This is a genomic window from Stutzerimonas marianensis (assembly GCF_022810315.1).
In the GTDB taxonomy this organism is placed as follows: domain Bacteria; phylum Pseudomonadota; class Gammaproteobacteria; order Pseudomonadales; family Pseudomonadaceae; genus Stutzerimonas; species Stutzerimonas marianensis.
The window spans coordinates 400,630-419,254 of sequence record NZ_JALGRD010000001.1 but is presented as its reverse complement, the minus strand read 5'-3'; the positions used below and the strand labels follow the sequence as shown (position 1 = coordinate 419,254).

Annotated in this window: 16 protein-coding genes; 7 read left to right on the top strand and 9 right to left on the bottom strand. The window is 65.1% G+C overall.

What is annotated here, in order from left to right; all coding sequences use genetic code 11:
- Positions 1-11: 11 nt before the first annotated feature.
- Complete coding sequence (locus MST27_RS01805; protein ID WP_243604293.1) at positions 12-1,799, bottom strand: KinB sensor domain-containing domain; 1,788 nt, start codon at positions 1,797-1,799, stop codon at positions 12-14.
- A complete protein-coding gene (algB, locus tag MST27_RS01800) occupies positions 1,796-3,142 on the bottom strand; it encodes a sigma-54-dependent response regulator transcription factor AlgB (RefSeq protein ID WP_243604292.1) in 1,347 nt (448 codons plus the stop codon). The genes MST27_RS01805 and algB overlap by 4 nt, the downstream gene beginning before the upstream one ends.
- Before the next feature lie 292 nt (positions 3,143-3,434).
- On the opposite strand from algB, the gene MST27_RS01795 reads away from it, so the two are divergent.
- Complete coding sequence (locus MST27_RS01795; RefSeq protein ID WP_243604291.1) at positions 3,435-3,872, top strand: ferritin-like domain-containing protein; 438 nt, start codon at positions 3,435-3,437, stop codon at positions 3,870-3,872.
- Between the two features lie 214 nt (positions 3,873-4,086).
- Here the strand turns inward: MST27_RS01795 and MST27_RS01790 are convergent, their stop codons facing one another.
- The gene (locus MST27_RS01790; RefSeq protein ID WP_243604290.1) at positions 4,087-4,386 is read right to left on the bottom strand and encodes a hypothetical protein; all 300 of its coding nucleotides are present in this window, start codon (positions 4,384-4,386) and stop codon (positions 4,087-4,089) included.
- Here MST27_RS01790 and MST27_RS01785 point away from each other — a divergent pair.
- Both MST27_RS01785 and MST27_RS01780 read left to right on the top strand, forming a co-directional pair.
- Complete coding sequence (locus tag MST27_RS01785; RefSeq protein WP_003282841.1) at positions 4,370-4,540, top strand: DUF1328 domain-containing protein; 171 nt, start codon at positions 4,370-4,372, stop codon at positions 4,538-4,540. The genes MST27_RS01790 and MST27_RS01785 overlap by 17 nt on opposite strands.
- 370 nt (positions 4,541-4,910) lie before the next feature.
- Positions 4,911-6,140 (top strand): nucleoside recognition domain-containing protein, encoded by a 1,230-nt coding sequence (locus MST27_RS01780; protein WP_243604289.1) that lies wholly within the window; start codon positions 4,911-4,913, stop codon positions 6,138-6,140.
- A 70-nt stretch (positions 6,141-6,210) separates the two neighbouring features.
- On the opposite strand, the gene MST27_RS01775 is transcribed toward MST27_RS01780, so the two are convergent.
- The 5 genes from MST27_RS01775 to MST27_RS01755 form a co-directional block, all read right to left on the bottom strand.
- On the bottom strand, positions 6,211-7,236 hold the full coding sequence (locus MST27_RS01775) for an AbrB family transcriptional regulator (RefSeq protein WP_243604288.1): 1,026 nt from the start codon (positions 7,234-7,236) through the stop codon (positions 6,211-6,213).
- A gap of 1 nt (position 7,237) precedes the next feature.
- Positions 7,238-8,749 carry a tripartite tricarboxylate transporter permease gene (locus MST27_RS01770; RefSeq protein WP_243604287.1) on the bottom strand — a complete coding sequence of 504 codons (1,512 nt, stop codon included), beginning with the start codon at positions 8,747-8,749 and terminating at the stop codon, positions 7,238-7,240.
- 1 nt (position 8,750) lies between these two features.
- Positions 8,751-9,194, bottom strand: a complete 444-nt coding sequence (locus tag MST27_RS01765) for a tripartite tricarboxylate transporter TctB family protein (protein ID WP_243604286.1) — start codon at positions 9,192-9,194, stop codon at positions 8,751-8,753.
- A gap of 54 nt (positions 9,195-9,248) precedes the next feature.
- Positions 9,249-10,223, bottom strand: coding sequence for a Bug family tripartite tricarboxylate transporter substrate binding protein (locus MST27_RS01760; RefSeq protein ID WP_243604285.1), 975 nt, complete (start codon positions 10,221-10,223; stop codon positions 9,249-9,251).
- A 63-nt stretch (positions 10,224-10,286) separates the two neighbouring features.
- Positions 10,287-10,454 carry a hypothetical protein gene (locus MST27_RS01755; protein WP_243604284.1) on the bottom strand — a complete coding sequence of 56 codons (168 nt, stop codon included), beginning with the start codon at positions 10,452-10,454 and terminating at the stop codon, positions 10,287-10,289.
- Between the two features lie 175 nt (positions 10,455-10,629).
- Here MST27_RS01755 and MST27_RS01750 point away from each other — a divergent pair, with 175 nt between their 5' ends.
- Together MST27_RS01750 and MST27_RS01745 are read left to right on the top strand one after the other, a co-directional pair.
- The gene (locus MST27_RS01750; RefSeq protein WP_243604283.1) at positions 10,630-11,301 is read left to right on the top strand and encodes a response regulator; all 672 of its coding nucleotides are present in this window, start codon (positions 10,630-10,632) and stop codon (positions 11,299-11,301) included.
- A complete protein-coding gene (locus MST27_RS01745; RefSeq protein WP_243604282.1) occupies positions 11,294-12,706 on the top strand; it encodes a sensor histidine kinase in 1,413 nt (470 codons plus the stop codon). The genes MST27_RS01750 and MST27_RS01745 overlap by 8 nt, the downstream gene beginning before the upstream one ends.
- Here MST27_RS01745 and MST27_RS01740 read toward each other — a convergent pair.
- On the bottom strand, positions 12,683-14,632 hold the full coding sequence (locus MST27_RS01740; RefSeq protein ID WP_243604281.1) for a sensor domain-containing diguanylate cyclase: 1,950 nt from the start codon (positions 14,630-14,632) through the stop codon (positions 12,683-12,685). The genes MST27_RS01745 and MST27_RS01740 overlap by 24 nt on opposite strands.
- Positions 14,633-14,937: 305 nt before the next feature.
- On the opposite strand from MST27_RS01740, the gene MST27_RS01735 reads away from it, so the two are divergent.
- Together MST27_RS01735 and MST27_RS01730 are read left to right on the top strand one after the other, a co-directional pair.
- Positions 14,938-15,903: a TAXI family TRAP transporter solute-binding subunit gene (locus MST27_RS01735; protein WP_243604280.1), complete on the top strand. Its 966-nt coding sequence runs from the start codon at positions 14,938-14,940 to the stop codon at positions 15,901-15,903.
- A 129-nt stretch (positions 15,904-16,032) separates the two neighbouring features.
- Positions 16,033-18,585 (top strand): TRAP transporter permease, encoded by a 2,553-nt coding sequence (locus MST27_RS01730; protein ID WP_243604279.1) that lies wholly within the window; start codon positions 16,033-16,035, stop codon positions 18,583-18,585.
- The last annotated feature ends 40 nt before the right edge of the window (positions 18,586-18,625 follow it).

The following is an 18,625-nucleotide window of genomic DNA, read 5'->3' as shown; positions in this document are numbered from 1 at the left end:
GCCCTGCCGGCTCAGATCGGCAGGGCGATGTAGAAGATGGTGCCGTGCCCGATGCGCGAATGCACGCCGATGCGACCACCATGCAGCTGGGCGATTTCCTTGCATAAGGCCAAGCCCAGTCCGGCGCCACCGCGCCGCCGGCCGATCTGCACGAAGGGTTCGAAGATCCGCGCCTGTTGGCTGTAGGGAATGCCTTCTCCGTTGTCCTCCACGCTGAGGATCACCCGCTCGCCGTGGTGGCGTGCCAGCAGCCTGATCTCGCCGCCTTTGGGTGTGTGCCGCAGCGCGTTGCTGAGCAGGTTGTCCAGCACGCGCTCCATCTGTTGACGGTCGAGCAGCAGGGTGGGCAACGAGGGCTGCAGTTCGAGCTGGATCTCGATGTCATTCTGCGCCGCAGCATCGACGAAGCGTTCGCGCGCTTCGTTGAGCAGTACGGCCGGATCGCAGGGGACCGGCTCGAGCTTCTGCTGGCCGCTCTGGTAACGCGAGAAGTTCAGCAGGTCGTTGATCAGCGTGACCAGCCGCTGCATCTCCTCGTGCACCGTGCTGAACAGGTCGGCCTCGCGGCTGCTTTCGGGATAGTGGGTGCGCTCGCGCAGCAGGCTGAAGGCCATCTGCATGCCGGTCACCGGCGTGCGCAGCTCATGCGAGGCACGCAGGACGAACTCGTTGCGCACGCGCTCGAAGGTGCGCTGGTCGGTGACGTCGTGAAGCACCATCACCGCGCCGCTGATACGACCGTCGTGATGGTTCACCGGGCTCATGCGCCAGGACAGCAGGCGGCGCTCGCCGTCGGCTTCGATCACCAGGTCGTCGGGCGGGCCGGACAGGGGCTTGTCATCCAGCACCAGGCGTGCCGCTTCGTCCAGCTCGGGATGGCCGAGCGCCTGCCCGAGGGTGGAGCCGATATGTTCGGTTTCCCACGCCAACTGACGCTGCGCGACAGGGTTGGCATGCTCCAGTCGACCCTGGCGGTCGATGATCAGCAGGCCGTCGTCAATGCTGTCGAGCAGGGCCTGCAGGCGCTGTTGGCCGTTGACCAGGGCGTCGATGTTGGTCTGCTTGAAGGTATGCAGCGCCTGCGACATCAGGCCGAAGCGACGGCTCAGCGAAGACAGTTCGGCAATCGGCGACGAGGGCAGCGTGATGTTGAAATCGCCGCGCCCGATCTGGTCCGCCACACTCGATAGTTGCTCGATGGGATCGCCGAATCGCCGAGCGAAGCTGTGCGCCGTGATGAAGCCGATCAGCAGGACCGCGACGCCGGTCAGGCCGAGTAGGCCGGCGAGCAGCTGGGCGCGCTCGCGGCTGCGGATCTCGGTGTCGCGGATCTGGTCGTACGCATCCTGCTGCATCTCGACCATGAGCGAGCGGACCTTGTCGAAGGCGCGGCTCAACCCGTTGTCCTCGAGTAGCGTCAGCGTCTGCGCGGCCGGCGCTTCGAGGGCGGCGAGGAATTCGCCGTAGGCCTCGCCAATGGCGCGGTAGTCTTCCCGGCTGGGTTCGTCGGCCGCTTCGGCCAGGCCTTTCGCCAGGGCCGTTTCGAAGGCCTGACGCGGCTGGGCAAGGGCGGTGTTGTCCCGATCCTGGCGCACCAGGATCAGCAGGTGGTTGCCCAGCGCCTGGCGCAGCTTCTGATTGGCCTCGATCACGCCGAAGTTGTCGCGGATCAGCTTCTCCTGACTCTTGGCCATCTGCACCACGCTGACCAGGGCCAGGACCAGCCCCAGCAGCGCAACCGTCATCAGCGCCGAGAACCCGAGAAACAGCCGGGTCCGGAGCTTCATCTGAATTTTCATAGGCCGTATTGCTTGCGCTTCCGGTAGAGGGTCGAGGCGTCGATGCCCAGGGTCCGGGCGGCCTGTTCGAGGGTCTCGCTGGTGCTCAGCACGCCGGCGATGTGGGCACGTTCCAGTGCTTCCAGGCTCATGGCCTCGCCGATGCGCGGCGCGTTGCTGACCGCCTGATCAGCCAGGCCCAGATGGCTGACTTCGATCATTGCTTGCGGGCAGATGATGCTGGCGCGTTCCACCACGTTGCGCAGCTCGCGCACATTGCCTGGCCAGCGGTAGGCCTTGAGCGCAGCGATGGCGGCATCGCTGAAACCGCGAGCCGGGCGGCCATAGCTCTTGACGAATGACGCGAGGAAGCGCTCGGCCAGTGTCAGCACGTCTTCGGGGCGTTCGCGCATCGGCGGCAGATTGAGCGTGATGACGTTCAGCCGGTAGAGCAGGTCCTCGCGGAACTTGCCTTCACGGACCATCTCTTCCAGGTTGAGGTTTGTGGCCGCGAGGATGCGCACGTCGGCCCGCCGGGTGACCGGGTCGCCCACTCGTTCGTATTCCTTGTCCTGGATGAAACGCAGCAGCTTTGGCTGCAGGGTGAGTGGAAAGTCGCCGATCTCGTCGAGAAACAGAGTGCCCCCGTCGGCCTGGTTGACGCGTCCCAGGGTGCTTTCCGTGGCGCCGGTGAAGGCGCCGCGGTTGTGTCCGAACAACTCGCTTTCCATCAGGTCCGCCGAGAGCGAGGGGCAGTTGATGGTAATGAAAGCCTTCTTGGCGCGCCGGCTCCAGTTGTGGATGGCGCGCGCCAGTTCGCCCTTGCCGGTGCCTGACTCGCCAAGAATGAGGATGTTGGCGTCCGTGTCGGCTACCTGTCGTGCGGTTTCCAGCACGTTCATCATGGCCGGGCTGTGCGAGCCGAGCGCATCGTTGCGCTTCTGCACCTCGCCTTCGAGCGCCTCCAGGCGCGCGGCCATCTGGCGGACTTCCAGCTGCTTCGCCGCGGACAACCGCAGCTGCTCGGGACTGCAGGGTTTGACCAGATAATCCGCAGCGCCGGCCTGCATGGCGTCCACTGCCGTATCGACCGCCGAATGCGCGGTGACGATCACCACGCGCATCCAGGGCGCGAGTACACGCATTTGCTGCAGGACATCCAGGCCATTGTCCTCGCCCAGGCGCAGGTCCAGAAAGCAGAGATCGAATACCTGGCGCTGCAGGATCGCTTCGGCCTGTGAAGCGCTGGCGGCGGTGACGACCGTATAGCCACGATCTTCCAGGCAGTAGCGGAAGGTACGCAGGATCGCGGCCTCGTCATCTACCAGAAGGATGCGGCCACCGGTGTCGGTCGTTTGGTCCATGGATGCTCCAGGTCGGCAAAGCAGATTTGGCTGGCAAATCGGTAAAAGAGACGGATGGCGGCCCTGCGGGCAGGGCGGCTGCGCTTCGGCGCCTGCATTAGTCTACGAAAAGTCTTGCAAGTTGCACGGTCGAGATAGGGCATTACTGCAGGCTGCAATCAGACGGCAATCGCGCTGCGCTTTCAAGCCATTGATTTGCAATGATTCTGCATGGACCTCCGGGTGGCACGTCGCTTGCGACTGATGCCCCACCTGTCTGACAAGCCCCTGCAGGGTGCATTGGAGGTTTCCCATGGCGCACAACATGTCCCAACTCAACGAGCTGATCGAGATCACCCGTGACGGCCAGCACTTTTACCAGCATGCGATGGAAGCGGTGAAGGATGTCGAGCTCCAGCATCTGTTCCGCGACCTCGCACAGGCCAAGACGCACGTCATCCAGGCGCTTTCGGTAAAGGTCGCGGCGAACCAGGAGCAGCCAGCACAAGGCGGCACCACCGCCGGCAAGCTGCGCGAGGTCTACGCCGACACCAAGGCACGCCTGAGCGACCCCGACGCTGTCTACGTGGACCAGCTCGACCAGGCCGAGGAGCGCATTCTCGGCGCTTTCGAAGATGCGCTGAAGACCGCTGAACCCGACGTGCGTGCCTTGCTGGCCATCGAGCTGCCGAAGCTGCGCGCCTGTCATGCCCGCATCCATGCACTCAATCATCGCGACGAGGGCCGTTGAGACCAAGGGATTAGGTCGTCGTGCAATTCGCACGGCCTCGCTTCAGGGTATCGTGCAATTTAAATTGACAGCCCCTCGAATGAGTATCCTAAGTAACTGATATATATAGAAAAATTAAACTATTAAAGCTGGCATGAGGTCTGCAATCTCCTAAGTAATTCAGATTGCCCCGCATGCTTAGAAGGAGTTGAGGATGAATCGCAACGCACGCTTCTCACTGGTTGGAAAGGCTTGTCTTACTGCTGCGGTCGTGACCCTTCTCGTTGGTGCCGAGCGACCGATGTCGCAACCGCTCAGCCAGACGCAACAGCAGCCGGCGGAACGAATCCGCCTGTATGACGCTCAACCGGTAGGGATCGTGCAGACCGGGCCCGCACCCAGAACGATCGATTATGTGCAGGTCCGGTCCGAACAGCGTTGGGTTTTCTGAGCCGTATCCATCAGCCTGATCCTGACGATCCTGCTGAGAAGTTTCTGAACCGAAGAGGAGAGACACCATGCTGAGTTGGGCCATTACCTTCCTGATCATCGCCATCATCGCTGCGGTACTGGGCTTCGGTGGTATCGCAGGCACGGCAACGGGCATCGCGAAGATCCTGTTCGTCGTGTTCCTGGTGCTGTTCGTGGCATCGCTGATCTTTGGCCGTGGTCGCGGCCCTCGAGTCTGACGCGACATGCCGCCCGCGAGGGCGGCTGCAACACCTCGACGGAAGTGTCACGGACAGGAAGCCAGCATTCAGAGGCGCTGCAAAAGTGGCGGCTCGTTCGATCTAGATGCCGCTGACAAGGCAGGTATCTTTCCCGCGTGGCGGGTGAACCAAGGGGTCGGGACGCTCTGCGTTTGGAGCGACCTAGGGGTACAGGGGGTACCTCCGGCAAAGGACCAGGTTCAGTGACGCGCAACCGAAGGTGGCTTTCACCACCTTCGGTCTGCATCTTTCCGTTCTCCCTCCGTTTCACCCATTTCCCCGGCCAAACGCATGACCGCTGGCAGTTCACGCCGCTATCATCGCGCCCAGTCATCCGCGGGAGAACAACATGCTCAATGGCCTCTGGCTTGGCTTTTTCGTGGTCGCAGCGATCGCGGCCCTGGCGCGGTGGCTGATTGGGGACGACCCGGCGGTGTTCGCCGCGCTGGTCGAGAGCCTTTTCGCCATGGCCAAGCTGGCCGTGGAAATCATGATCGTGCTGTTCGGCACCCTGACGCTGTGGCTCGGGTTTCTGCGCATCGCCGAGAAGGCCGGTCTGATCGAGCTGCTGGCGCGCGTGCTCGGGCCGCTGTTCCGTCGCTTGATGCCCGAGGTGCCGGCCGGCCATCCGGCCCTGGGGTTGATTACCCTCAATTTCGCCGCCAATGGCCTTGGCCTGGACAACGCCGCCACGCCGATCGGGTTGCGGGCGATGCGCGCCCTTCAGGAGCTCAATCCCACTCCGGCCGTCGCGACCAACGCGCAGATCCTGTTCCTGGTGCTCAACACCTCCTCCCTGACGCTGCTGCCGGTCTCCATCTTCATGTACCGGGTACAGCAGGGCGCGGAGGATCCGACCCTGGTCTTCCTGCCGATCCTGTTGGCGACCACGGGCTCGTCGCTGGCGGGCTTGCTCGCCGTCGCCCTGGTTCAGCGCCTGCGAATCTGGGATCCGGTGGTGCTGGCCTATTTCGTTCCGGGCGCGCTGCTGCTCGGTGGTTTCATCGCGCTGCTGGCCGGCTTGTCGGCGACCGCCCTGGCCTCGCTGTCCTCGCTGCTCGGCAATCTCACCCTGTTCGGGTTGATCATCGCCTTCATCGTGATCGGCGCGCTGCGCAAGGTACCGGTCTACGAGAGTTTCGTCGAAGGGGCGCAAGAGGGCTTCGAGGTTGCCAAGAGCCTGTTGCCCTATCTCATCGCAATGCTCTGCGCGATCGGGGTGCTGCGTGCTTCAGGCGCGCTGGAGTTCGGCCTCGATGGTATCCGTTGGCTGGTCGAGGTGCTGGGGTGGGACACGCGCTTTGTCGAGGCGCTGCCAACGGCGTTGGTCAAACCGTTTTCCGGTAGCGCCGCGAGGGCAATGTTGATCGAGACGATGCAGAGCCAGGGCGTCGACTCCTTTCCGGCGCTGGTGGCGGCGACGGTGCAGGGCAGCACCGAGACGACCTTCTACGTGCTGGCGGTGTATTTCGGTGCGGTCGGGATTCAGCGCGCGCGGCATGCGGTGGGCTGTGCTTTGGCGGCGGATGCCGCGGGGATCACCGCGGCGATCCTGGTGTGCTATTGGTTTTTTGGATAAGCGGCGGGGGCTGGCTCAGACTCGTCCGTCAGGTTGCCGCGCCACGCGCGGGTGCAGCACCGAGCGCGCGCTAGCCCGCCAAGCGCTGCCATCCGCGAAACAACGGTTCCGCCAGAAACATCACCAGGAACAACCTCAACACCTGCACTGCCGTCACCAGCGCTACCGACAGCTGCAGCGCTTCGGCCGTCAGGCAGAGTTCAGTGATGCCGCCAGGCATCATGCCGAGCATGAGCGAGGTCTGGTTCAGCGTCGCGGCCCAGCCCAGCGCCTCCGCAAGGCCGGCTGCCGCCGCCATGGCCAACAGGGTGAACAGCAGCACCCGTAGCAGGAACCCCGGTGCGTTGCGAAAGAAGGGGCGATCGAAATGACAGCCCAGCGAGCAGCCGATTAGCCATTGGCCGACCTGGCCGGCACCGGGAGGCAGACCGAGGTGCAGGTCGAAGGCCACCGCGGCGATGGCGCAGGCAGTCAGCGGGCCTAGCATCCAGGGGTTGGGCTGGCCCAGGCGCTTCCACAACAAGGCTAGCAGCGCGCCGGCCGGTAACAGCACGGCCAGCCAGGCCCAGCTCACCGGATACGGCGCCGGCGGCTCGACCGGCGGCAGGCTCCAGGTGAAGAGCGCCGGCACCACCAGGACCACCAGCAGCAGGCGCAGGCTGTGCGCGGCAGCGACCCGTGCGGGCTGGGCCTCGTGGCGCGCGGCCAGATTGACCATCTCGCTGGCCCCGCCCGGCATGCTGGCGAAGAAGGCGGTAGCCCGGTCGACCCCGCCGCGCATCAACACGACGAGGCCGATCAGACCGAGCAACAAGGTGCCGAGGGCCGCTGCGAGAATCACGCCGAAGTGGCTCAGCACCTGTTCCATTACCTCGCTGGTGAAGTGCAGGCCGATGGCGCTGGCGATGATCCATTGGCCGGTCTGGCGACCGCGTGGCACTTCCTGCACCAGCCAGCCGCTGCAACGCACTAGGATCACCGCCAGCAGCGAGCCGACCATCCAGGGCAGCGGCCAGTCCGCCAGGCTGGCAAGCCAGCCGCCGATGGCGCCCACCAGTGGGGTCGCCCACCAGCGGGGCAAGCGCAGGTCGCGCATCTCAGCCCTGCGTCGCAAGGGCCGCGCGGCGACGGCTCAGGTACCAGCGGATACCCGGCATTGCCAGCATCAGCACGGCCATAGCCCAGAGGGCCAGGGTAATCGGGCTGCCCCAGAGGATGCCCAGCTCGCCGTTGGAAATCGACAGCGCGCGACGCAGGTTGTCTTCCATCATCTCGCCGAGGACGAAGCCGAGGATCAGCGCCGAGAGCGGGAAATCCAGCTTGCGCAGCAGATAGCCGAAGACGCCGAGGCCGACCATCAGCACCAGGTCGAAGGTCGTGCTGTGCACCGAATAGACGCCGACCATGCTGATCACGGTGATTGCCGGCACCAACACCCAGTTCGGCACGGCGAGCATGCGCGAGAACAGGCCGACCAGCGGGATGTTCATGATCAGCAGGATCACGTTGCCGATGAACAGCGAGGCGATCAGCCCCCAGACCACGTCGGGCTGCTGTTCGAACAGCAGCGGGCCGGGTGTGATGTTGTACAGAGTCAGTGCGCCGATCATCACCGCGGTGGTGCCCGAACCCGGCACGCCGAGGGTCAGCATCGGGATCAACGAACCGCAGGCCGAGGCGTTGTTGGCCGCTTCCGGGGCTGCGAGGCCGCGCAGGTCGCCGTCGCCGAACTTTCCGCTGTCACCGGCCAGGCGCTTCTCGCTCATGTAGGTCATGGCGCTGGCGATGGTCGCTCCGGCGCCCGGCAGGGTGCCGATGACGAAGCCGGCCACGGCGCTGCGCACCATGGTCCAGAAGGTCAGGCAGAACTCCTTGAAGTTGAACAGCAGCCGGCCGCTGGCCTTGACCGCTTTCTGTCCGCTGTGGGTCTTCTCCAGCATCAACAGGATCTCGCTGACGCTGAAGAAACCGATCACCACGATGACGAACTGGATGCCGTCGGACAGGCTCACGCTGCCGAAGGTGAAACGGTACACGCCGGTGGTCGAGTCGACGCCGACCGTCGCCAGGCCCAGGCCGATCAGCGCCGACATCAGCGTCTTGACCGGCTTGTCGCCGACCATACCGCCGAGGCAGGCGATGGCGAAGATCATCAGCACGAAATATTCGGCCGGGCCGAAGGCCACCGCCCATTTGGCCAGCAGCGGGGCGAAGAGCACCACCCCACAGGTAGCAATCATGCTGCCGATGAAGGAACTGACCGCCGACAGCGAGAGTGCGATACCGGCCTTGCCCTGGCGCGCCAGCGGATAGCCGTCGAGGGTGGTCATTACCGCGGCGGCGTCGCCCGGCACGTTGAGCAGGATCGCCGAGATGCGGCCGCCGTATTCGCAGCCCAGGTACACCGCGGCGAGCAGGATCAGCGCGGTTTCCGGCGGCAGGCCCAGGGCGAAGGCCAGCGGCAACAGGAGCGCCACGCCGTTGATCGGGCCCAGGCCTGGGAGCAGGCCGACAATGGTGCCGACGAAGGCGCCGAACAGCGCCACGAGCAGGTTGGTCGGTCGCGTGGCGACATCGAAGCCCTGCATCAAGAAATTCAGTGTTTCCATTTCAGCTCTCCAGCAGACGCAGCACGCCCAGCGGCAGCGGTACGTCGAGCAGGTAATCGAACAGGCCGTAGAGCAACAGGCCCAGCAGCACACCACTGATCACGCATGGCCACAGGCGACCGTTGAACAGCAGGCCCAGGGCGAAGCCGGCCAGTGCGGTTGAGACCACGAAGCCCAGCGGCTCGAACAGCAACGCGTAGGCGAGCAGTACCAGGATGCAAAGGGCGGCGCGGCGGGCCATGGCCCAATCGAAAGCCGGCGTCGGCTCGCCCTTGGGCTTGCACAGCAGCCAGAGCGAACCGATGCCCATCAAGAACAGCAGCAGCAGCGGGTAGGCGCGCGGGCCGACCGGGTCATAGGCGAACGGCGCCTCGAAGCCCCAGGCGAGCAGCGCGAGACCGGCACAGGCGAGCAGCCAGGCCGCAGCGAAGACACGAACGTACATTGGAGTTACCTCGGCAGGAGTCGGCGCCGCGAGGGGCGCGGCGCCGACAGGGTGTTACTTGACCAGGCCGAATTCGCCGGCGAGGTCCTTGTACTCCTTGACCTGCTTGTCGACGAAAGCCTTGAGCTCGTCGCCGGTCATCGACAGCGGGAAGAGGTCGCGCTGTTCACGCAGCTTGGCGAAATCCTCGTCGGCCAGCAGCGTGTCGAACTGGGTCTTCCACCAGTTGAAGTCCTCGTCGCTGACTTCCGGGCCCATGTAGAAGCCACGGATCACTGGCCAGCTGATGTCGAACCCCTGCTCCTTCGCCGTCGGGATTTCGCTCATCTTGCCCGGCAGGCGCTCGTCGGACAGCACCGCAAGGATGCGGATCTTGCCGGCGTCGAGCTGCGGTGCCACTTCACCCAGGCCGCTGCTGGTGACCTGCACATGACCGCCGAGCATGGCGGTCAGCGTCTCACCGCCCCCTTCGAACGCCACGTAGCGCAGCTTCCTGACATCCACGCCGGCGGCGCGGGCGATCAGTGCGGTCTGCATCCAGTCCTGACCGCCGATGGTGGCACCCGCACCGAAGACCACGTTACCCGGGTCCTTCTTCACAGCGGCGATGAGGTCGTCGAGGTCCTGGTAGGGCGAGTCGGCACGAACCGAGATGGCGCCGTAGTCGGTGCCGATGCCGGCCAGCCAGCGCACCGCGGACTCGTCATAACGGCCGAACTTGCCCTGGGCCAGGTTGAGCAGCGAGCCGCTGGAAAAGGCCGTGATGGTGCCCGGCTCTGCGGCGCGCTGGGCGACGACCGCGTTGTAGGCGACTGCACCGACACCGCCCGGCATGTAGGTGACACGCATCGGTGCTTCGAGCAGGCCGGAATCCTTCAGGCCGCTCTGGGCCAGCTTGCAGGTCAGGTCGAAGCCGCCGCCGGGTTTGGCCGGGGCGATGCATTCGGGACGCTTGGGCTCGGCCATCAGCTGGCTCGAGAGCATCAGGCAGGACGAGAGCAGGGCGAAACGACGGATTGCGTTCTTCATGGTTGTCTCCTTCGGTTTCTTATTGTGGACGGCTTTACCAGATCGACAGGCTTTAGCTGACGATCAGGCATTTTTCATCGACGCCGCCGGCGAAATCGGAGCGGTACTTGGGGTCTGCAGCGTGGCGCTGTCGTCGACGAAACCGGCCTGGGCGAAAGGCGCCAGCGAGGCGGCTATGACGGCAAGGGCGAGACGGGCATCTACGGGTGTTTGTCTGACGACAGTCAGCATTCTGGATCTCCACTATTGTTTTTGTTGTGACGGCCAGCGGCCGTGTCGGTGGTTCTGGCCACCTGTGTCGATCCTAGGCGGCGAAACTTTCACCAGCCTTTCACGGGCGACAGCAGCGCACGGCGGGCCCAGTCGCTACACTGGCGCACCTTGCGAATCGGGCAGAGGACAGGCAATGCGGATACTTCTCGTCGAGGACCACCCCCAGCTCGCCGAAAGCGTGGCTCAGGCGCTGCGGGCTGCCGGCTGGACGGTGGATCGGCTCGATGATGGCGTGGCGGCAGACCTGGCGCTGGCCAGCGAAGACTACGCGCTGGCGATTCTCGATGTCGGCCTGCCTCGGCTCGATGGCTTTCAGGTGCTGGCGCGTCTGCGTGAAAGGGGCAAGACGCTGCCGGTGCTGATGCTCACCGCGCGCGGCGAGGTGAGCGACCGGGTGCACGGCCTCAACCTGGGCGCCGACGATTATCTGGCCAAGCCCTTCGAGCTGTCGGAGCTGGAGGCCCGGGTCAAGGCGCTGCTGCGCCGCAGCGTGGCCGGCGGCGAGCGCCAGCAGCGCTGCGGCGCGCTGGTCTATGACCTGGACGCGCGCCGCTTCAGCCTCGACGGCCAGGCGCTGAGCCTGACGTCGCGCGAGCAGGGCGTGCTCGAGGCGCTGATCACCCGGCCGGGACGGGTCATGAGCAAGGATCAGCTCGCCGCGCTGGTCTTCGGCCTCGACGAGGACGCCAGCGCCGATGCCATCGAGATCTACATCCACCGGTTGCGCAAGAAGCTCGAAGGCGACGCGGTGCGCATCGTCACGTTCCGCGGGTTGGGCTACCTGCTGGAGGCCGTGGATGCCTGATCCGCGCCCGCACGCTGGAAGCCTGCGTGCAGGATTGATGCTGTGGCTGGCGGCGCTGCTTGCGCTGCTGTTGCTGTTCAGCAGCTGGAGCGCTTACTGGAACGGCCGGGCCGCTGCCGATACGGCTTATGACCGCACCTTGCTGGCCTCGGCGCGGGCCATCGCCGACGGGTTGGTGACCAACGATGGCAAGTTGCGCGCCAACGTACCCTACGTCGCGCTGGATACTTTCGCGTACGACAGCGCGGGGCGCATCTACTATCAGGTGCTGGATACTGCCGGGCGGCTGGTCAGCGGCTATGAAAACCTGCCGGCGCCAGGTCCGGAGGTTCCGCGCACCGATGACTATCCGGCCCTGGCGCGCTTCTATGACGGCCAGTTCCAGGGCCAGGGCGTGCGCCTGGTCAGCCTGCTGCAACCGCTCAGTGACCCCGAACTCACGGGTATCGCCGAGATCCGCGTCGCTGAAACCCTGGGCGCGCGCGAACGCATGGCGCGCAGCCTGCTCACCGATACCCTCTGGCGGGTCGGGGTGCTGGCGATCGCCGCGCTGTTGCTGGTCTGGCTGGCGGTGAGTCGGGCGTTGCGTCCGCTGGGGCGGCTCAGTGAGGCGGTGGAACTGCGCGAACCGGACGATCTGCGTCCACTGCCGCTGGTGTCCGTGCAGCGGGAGTTCCGGCCGCTGGTGCTTGCCCTTAACCATTTCACCGAGCGGCTGCGGGGCCAGCTTGAACGACAGGCGCAGTTCATCGCCGACGCCTCCCACGAGTTGCGCACCCCGCTGGCGGCGCTCAAGGCACGCCTCGAGCTGGGCCTGCGCGACCCGGAACCGCAGCGCTGGAAGCAGACCCTGGAAGAGGCTGAAGAGCACACCGATCGCGTCGTGCACCTGGCCAACCAGCTCCTGTCCCTGGCGCGCATCGAAAGCGGCGCGCAATCGATCGCCGAGGGTGGTGCCCAACGCCTGGACCTGTCGCAGCTGGCCCGCGAGCTCGGGCTGGCGATGGCCGCGCTGGCCCATCAGCGGGGCGTGGCCCTGGCGTTGGAAGCAGACCGGCCGGTATGGGTGCATGGCGAACCGACCCTGCTCAACGAACTGCTCAGCAACCTGGTCGACAACGCCCTGGCACATACGCCGGCCGGTGGCAACGTGGTGATTCGGGTCCTGCCGCAGCGCATTCTGGAAGTCGAGGATGACGGCCCCGGAATCCCGGCCAGCGAGCGTGAGCGGGTCTTTGCGCGCTTTTACCAGGTTGCTCGGGGGCGCGGGGCGGGGCTTGGTCTGGCGATCGTCGGTGAGATCAGCCGCGCCCATCGCGCCGGCGTCGAGCTGGGGCAGGGCGCGCTGGGTGGTTTGCTGGTCAAGGTACGCTTTCCCTCGTCAGACCCTGATGCCAGCGATTGAGGGCATGGCGGTGATTGGCGCGCAGGCGACCTGGTTGCGACCGCTGTGCTTGGCGCGATAGAGCGCGGCATCGGCTGCAGCGAGCAGTTGCGCCGGCGTGCAGTCGGGTAGCGATTCCAGCGTCGTCACGCCGATGCTGATGCTCAAGGTCAGTCGCGTTTCGCCATGGACCGGCTGGAGTCGCTGGACCGCCGCGCGGATGCGCTCGGCCTGCTCGACAGCCTCCTGCGGGCCAAGCGCCGGCAGGATCATGGCGAACTCCTCGCCGCCATAGCGGGCCACCACGTCCCCGGCCCGCTGGCCGTGCTGGCGAAGCGTTTCGGCGACCTGACGCAGGCATTGGTCGCCAAACGGGTGGCCGTAGGTGTCGTTGATGCGCTTGAAGTGGTCGATATCGAGCAACAGCACCGACAACGGCACTTCGGTGCGGATCGCGCGACGAATCTCCTCGTCGAGCATCAGATCGAAATGGCCCCGGTTGTGCAGCTGGGTCAGCGCATCGGTGACGCTGACGCGCGCGAGCTGAGCGTTGACCTGCTCCAGGCCGCGCTTGGCATCCTCCAGGGCCCGGGTACGTTCGTAGACGCGTGCTTCCAGCGCTTCGTTGTTGCGGATCTGCAGCGCCAGGGCCTCCTGTTGCGCCTGTAGCCGGGATTCGCGCTCGAACGCCAGGGCTTGCGAGGCGCGCAATGCGCTTTGCTGGGCGCTGATCCGCCGCTCACGCTCGTGATTGATGCGCTCGGCCAGCGCGATCGAGAGCAGCACGAACTCGGTGAACATGCCGATCAGCTGGCCGTGCAGCGTCAGCGGCGTCAACGGCAGAACGCCCTCGAGGGCGAGCAGATGCGCGATGGTCGCCAGGAGCAGGGTTGCCCAGGCGATGGTAAACATTCGGGCCGAGCCATTTCCGCGCAGCCAGAGGTTGATCACAGCCGCCATGGTCAGCACGCAGTGCACGAGTACCATCGGCTCGATCGCCAGGTAGCGCGCCAGGTCGGGTGCGGCAAGGAGCGTCAGGATCACCACCACCCAGTAGATCATCAACCCCCAGGTTACCTGCCATGGCCAGCCACCGTAGCGGCGGGTGCCCAGGAAGCGGCTGGCGAAGAGCAGGGGTGTAAACAAACTCAGAGCGGCGGACAAGGCATAGAAGCGGCGCGTGAGCGGGGGTGTTTCCGGCCAGAGGAACAGCTGGCCGAAGCCGGTCATCGCCAGGATGTAGAACAGCGCGCAGAGCAGGTAGACGACATAGAACAGGTAGGCCGTATCGCGGGTGAAAACGAACAGGCTGCAGTTGTAGAGCAGGATGACCAGCATGCCGCCCAGAAACAGGCTGATCATCGCCACATCGGCAACCTTGTCCGCGGCGAAGGCCGCCTCGTCGAGCAGGGTCATCGGCAACGCCATCAGCTCCCGCGCCTGCAGCTGCATGTACACCACCACCGGCTCGTCCGGCACCACTGTGAGCGGGAACACCAGGTTGTGGCTCTCGACCGGCCGAACGGCCATGGGCAGGTGATCACCCGCCCGCATCAAAGGGCCCCAGGTGCCGCGGTCGGGGTAGAACAGGCGAACACGCACCTCATCGAACACCGGCCATTTCAGGCTCAGATACCAGGTGCTGGCGTCGGGAAGCGCGCGGCCGTCAAGGGCGAAGCGCAGCCAGGCCCCTTCAGACTGCTTGCCCAGGTTGGGTTTGCCGAGCGGCTGCCAGGCCCAGTTTTCGGTTGCGGCCGCCGGGAAGGCCGCGTCGCGGTGCCCTGCCACCCATTCGATGCTGCCGGCGTGCAGTGTCAGGCCATCCTTGGAAAGGATGTCCGGGCCGGCGGCCATGGCTGACGAACCGAGCAGCACAGCCAGCAGGGCCATCAGACAACGGAGCGTGAGCAGGCGGATATGCATCGTAACGGTGAGACCTCGGTTCATCGCTCGGTGGCCGGTCGAGCATTCGGAGCGCAGGGCAAAGCGCGAACGATACGGATGATATCGTTTTGATTGCATCGGGAACTGGCCAGTGGCCCGGCCGTCTATCGGAAGCCGGAACGGCAGCGTGTTCAGCCGCGTAGCCGCCCGGTGAGCACACGCGGATTTCGCAACCGGCGCGGTTGTGAGCTGCGTGCCCACGGCTTTTCATTCGTGCCAGCGGTTCGGACCGGTTAAACTCCGGGTTCCGATCGAAAAGGCCCACAAGGTTCGGCCGGATTTAACAACAACTCAAAAGGAGATATCCCATGAAAGGCGCATCCTTCGCATGGGTCCTGTCAGCAGCACTGGCGGGCACCACCTTCGCTGGCGTGGCTCAGGCACAAGAGAATTTCGTCACCATCGGCACCGGCGGCCAGACGGGTGTTTATTACGTAGCCGGCCAGTCGATCTGCCGCTTCGTCAACCGTAACGCCGAGGACCTCAAGTGCAACGCCCCGGCCAGCGGCGGCGGCGTGGCCAACGTCAACGGCCTGCGCAGCGGCGAGTTCAACTTCGGCATCATGCAGTCGGACCATCAGTACAAGGCGATGGAAGGCGTGGCGCCGTTCGAGAAGGAAGGCAAGATGGATGACATCCGCGCCGTCTTCTCGCTGCAGAGCGAAGTCTTCACCGTGCTGGCGCGCCGTGACGCCAACATCAAGGGCCTCGACGATCTGAAAGGCAAGCGCGTCAATATCGGTAACCCCGGCTCCGGTCAGCGCGACACCCTGGAAGAAATCATGAAGGTCAAGGGCTGGGACAAGTCGGCCTTCGCCCTTGCCGCCGAGCTGAAGCCGGCCGAGCAGGCCAGCGCGCTGGGTGACAACAACATCGACGCCATGACCTACTTCGTGGGCCATCCGAACGGCGCGATCCAGGAAGCCACCACCACCGTCGATGCCGTCCTGGTACCGATCACCGGCCCGGAAATCGACAAGCTGCTGGCCGACAAGACCTACTACACCAAGGCCGAGATTCCCGGCGGCCTGTACAAGGGCAACGACAACGCCACCCAGTCGATCGGTGGCAAGGCCGTGCTGTCCACCACCTCCAAGGTCGACGCGGATGTGGTCTACAAGCTGGTCAAGTCGGTGTTCGAGAACCTCGAGCGCTTCCAGCGCCTGCACCCGGCATTCAAGGACCTGAAAGCCGAAGACATGATCAAGGTCGGCCTGTCCGCCCCGCTGCATGAAGGTGCCGAGCGCTACTACAAGGAGCGTGGCTGGATGTAACGGACCCGGGCCCGCTGCGCTCTGCGGCGGGCCTGCCGTCCGCGGCTCTCGTCTGAAAACCCGTGCGTCTTGCTTCCCGAGCCACGGGTTTTCGCGGTTTCCGTTACCTGAAAAAACAGGCCACATTCGATGCAAGACAAACAACTGTCCACCGAAGAACTGATCGCCCAGGACGTCGGCGCACGTTCGCCGGCCGGCGTGATGTCGGCGGTGATCGCCGGACTCGCGCTGCTCTGGTCGCTGTTTCAACTGTGGATCGCCTCGCCGCTGCCCTTCGTGCTGGGCTTCGGCGTTCTGAATGACACCGAGACTCGCTCGATTCACCTGGCGTTCGCGCTGTTGCTGGCGTTCCTGGCCTATCCGGCCTTCAAACGCTCGCCAAGGGATCGCGTACCGCTGGCCGATATCGCCCTCGGCCTGGTCGCCGCCGCCGCGGCTGCCTACCTGTTCATTGCTTACGAGCAGCTGGCCCAGCGCCCAGGCAACCTGACCACGATGGACCTGGTCACCGCCTGCGTCGGTATCCCGCTGTTGCTCGAGGCGACCCGACGGGCGCTCGGCCCACCGCTGGCGATCATTGCCCTGGTGTTCCTCGTCTATAGCGTCGCCGGCCCCTGGATGCCCGGCCTGCTGGCCCATCGTGGGGTGAGCTTCACGGCGCTGGCCAATCACCAGTGGATCACCACCGAAGGGGTGTTCGGCATCGCCCTCGGCGTGTCCACCAGCTTCGTCTTTCTCTTCGTGCTGTTCGGCGCGCTGCTCGAACGAGCCGGAGCCGGGCACTATTTCATCCAGCTGGCCTTCAGCATGCTCGGCCACCTGCGTGGTGGACCCGCCAAGGCTGCGGTCGTCGCTTCGGGCATGACCGGCCTGATCTCCGGCTCGTCCATCGCCAACGTGGTCACCACCGGTACCTTCACCATCCCGATGATGAAGCGCACCGGCTTCTCGGCGGAGAAGGCCGGCGCGGTGGAAGTGGCCTCCTCGGTCAACGGCCAGATCATGCCGCCGGTGATGGGGGCGGCGGCCTTCCTGATGGTCGAGTACGTCGGCATTCCCTACGTCGAAGTGATCAAGCATGCCTTCCTGCCGGCGCTGATTTCCTACATCGCGCTGCTCTACATCGTTCATCTGGAAGCTCTCAAGCTCGGTCTGACCGCACTGCCACGGGCCAACGTGGCCAAGCCGTGGATGCAGCGCCTGATCGGCTTCGCCTTTGGTGCGGCGCTGATCTCGGGCCTCTCGCTGGCCGTCTACTACGGTCTCGGCTGGTTGAAACCCGTGCTGGGCGATGCCACGCTGTGGGTCGTCGGCGTGTTGCTTGCAATCGTCTACCTGGGCCTGCTCAAGGTCGCCGCGAGCAATCCACCGCTGCCGGCAGAAGACCCGAATGCCCCGCTCGAGCAACTGCCCCAGACCCGCCCCGTATTGCTGTCCGGCCTGCATTTCCTTCTGCCGGTAGTGGTGCTGGTCTGGTGCCTGATGATCGAGCGGCTGTCGCCCGGCCTGTCGGCCTTCTGGGGCTCGGTGATGCTGGTGATCATCCTGCTCACCCAGCGGCCGCTGCTGTCGATGCTGCGCAAGGACGGCGCCCACGAGCACGGCACCTTCATGGATGGCGTCGTCGATCTGCGCGAAGGCCTGATTGCCGGTGCGCGCAACATGATCGGCATCGGCATCGCCACTGCGGCGGCGGGCATCATCGTCGGCGCGGTGTCGCAGACCGGCGTCGGGCTGGTGCTGGCTGATCTGGTCGAGCTGCTGTCGATGGGCAACCTGCTGCTGATGCTGCTGCTCACCGCCTTCCTCAGCCTGATCCTGGGCATGGGCCTGCCGACCACCGCCAACTACATCGTGGTGTCCAGCCTGCTGGCGCCGGTGATCGTGGCGCTGGGTCAGCAGAACGGCCTGATCGTGCCCCTGATCGCGGTGCACCTGTTCGTCTTCTACTTCGGCATCATGGCCGACGTGACGCCGCCGGTGGGTCTGGCCTCGTTCGCCGCCGCCGCGGTGTCCAAGGGCGACCCGATCAAGACTGGTGTCACGGCCTTCTACTACAGCCTGCGTACCGCGGCGCTGCCGTTCCTGTTCATCTTCAACACCGATCTTCTGCTGATCGACGTGGACTTCTGGCACGGCCTGGTGATCTTCGTGGTGGCGACCATCGCCATGCTGATCTTCGCCGCCGGCACCCAGGGTTACTTCCTGGTGCGCAGCCGGTGGTACGAGAACGTGCTGTTGCTGCTGGTGGCCTTCACGCTGTTCCGTCCCGGCTTCTTGATGGACATGATCCACGATCCCTACCGCGACATCGAGCCGACCCAACTGGTCCAGGCGCTGGGCGACGTGGAGGAGGACAGCCAGCTGCGCCTGCGTGTGCTGGGTGAGGACGACGTGGGCGACCCGCGCGAGTTCGTCGTGCTGCTGGCCATCCCCGATGGCGAAAGCGGCGAGGAGAAGCTCGAGAAGATCGGCCTGATAACTTACGAAGAGGGTGGCAAGGTGCTGATCGACAGTGTCACCTTCGGCAGCCCGGCCGCCGAAGCGGGCCTGGAGTTCGACCAGGAGATCCTCCGCGTACGCGCGCCGACCGATCGCTGGCCGAAGGAATTCATGTGGATTCCGGGCTTCCTGCTGTTCGGCCTGATCGTCTGGATGCAGCGGCGGCGTGTGAAGCGCTGACGCATCGGGCGTAAAGAGCCCCGGTCATGCATGGCATGGC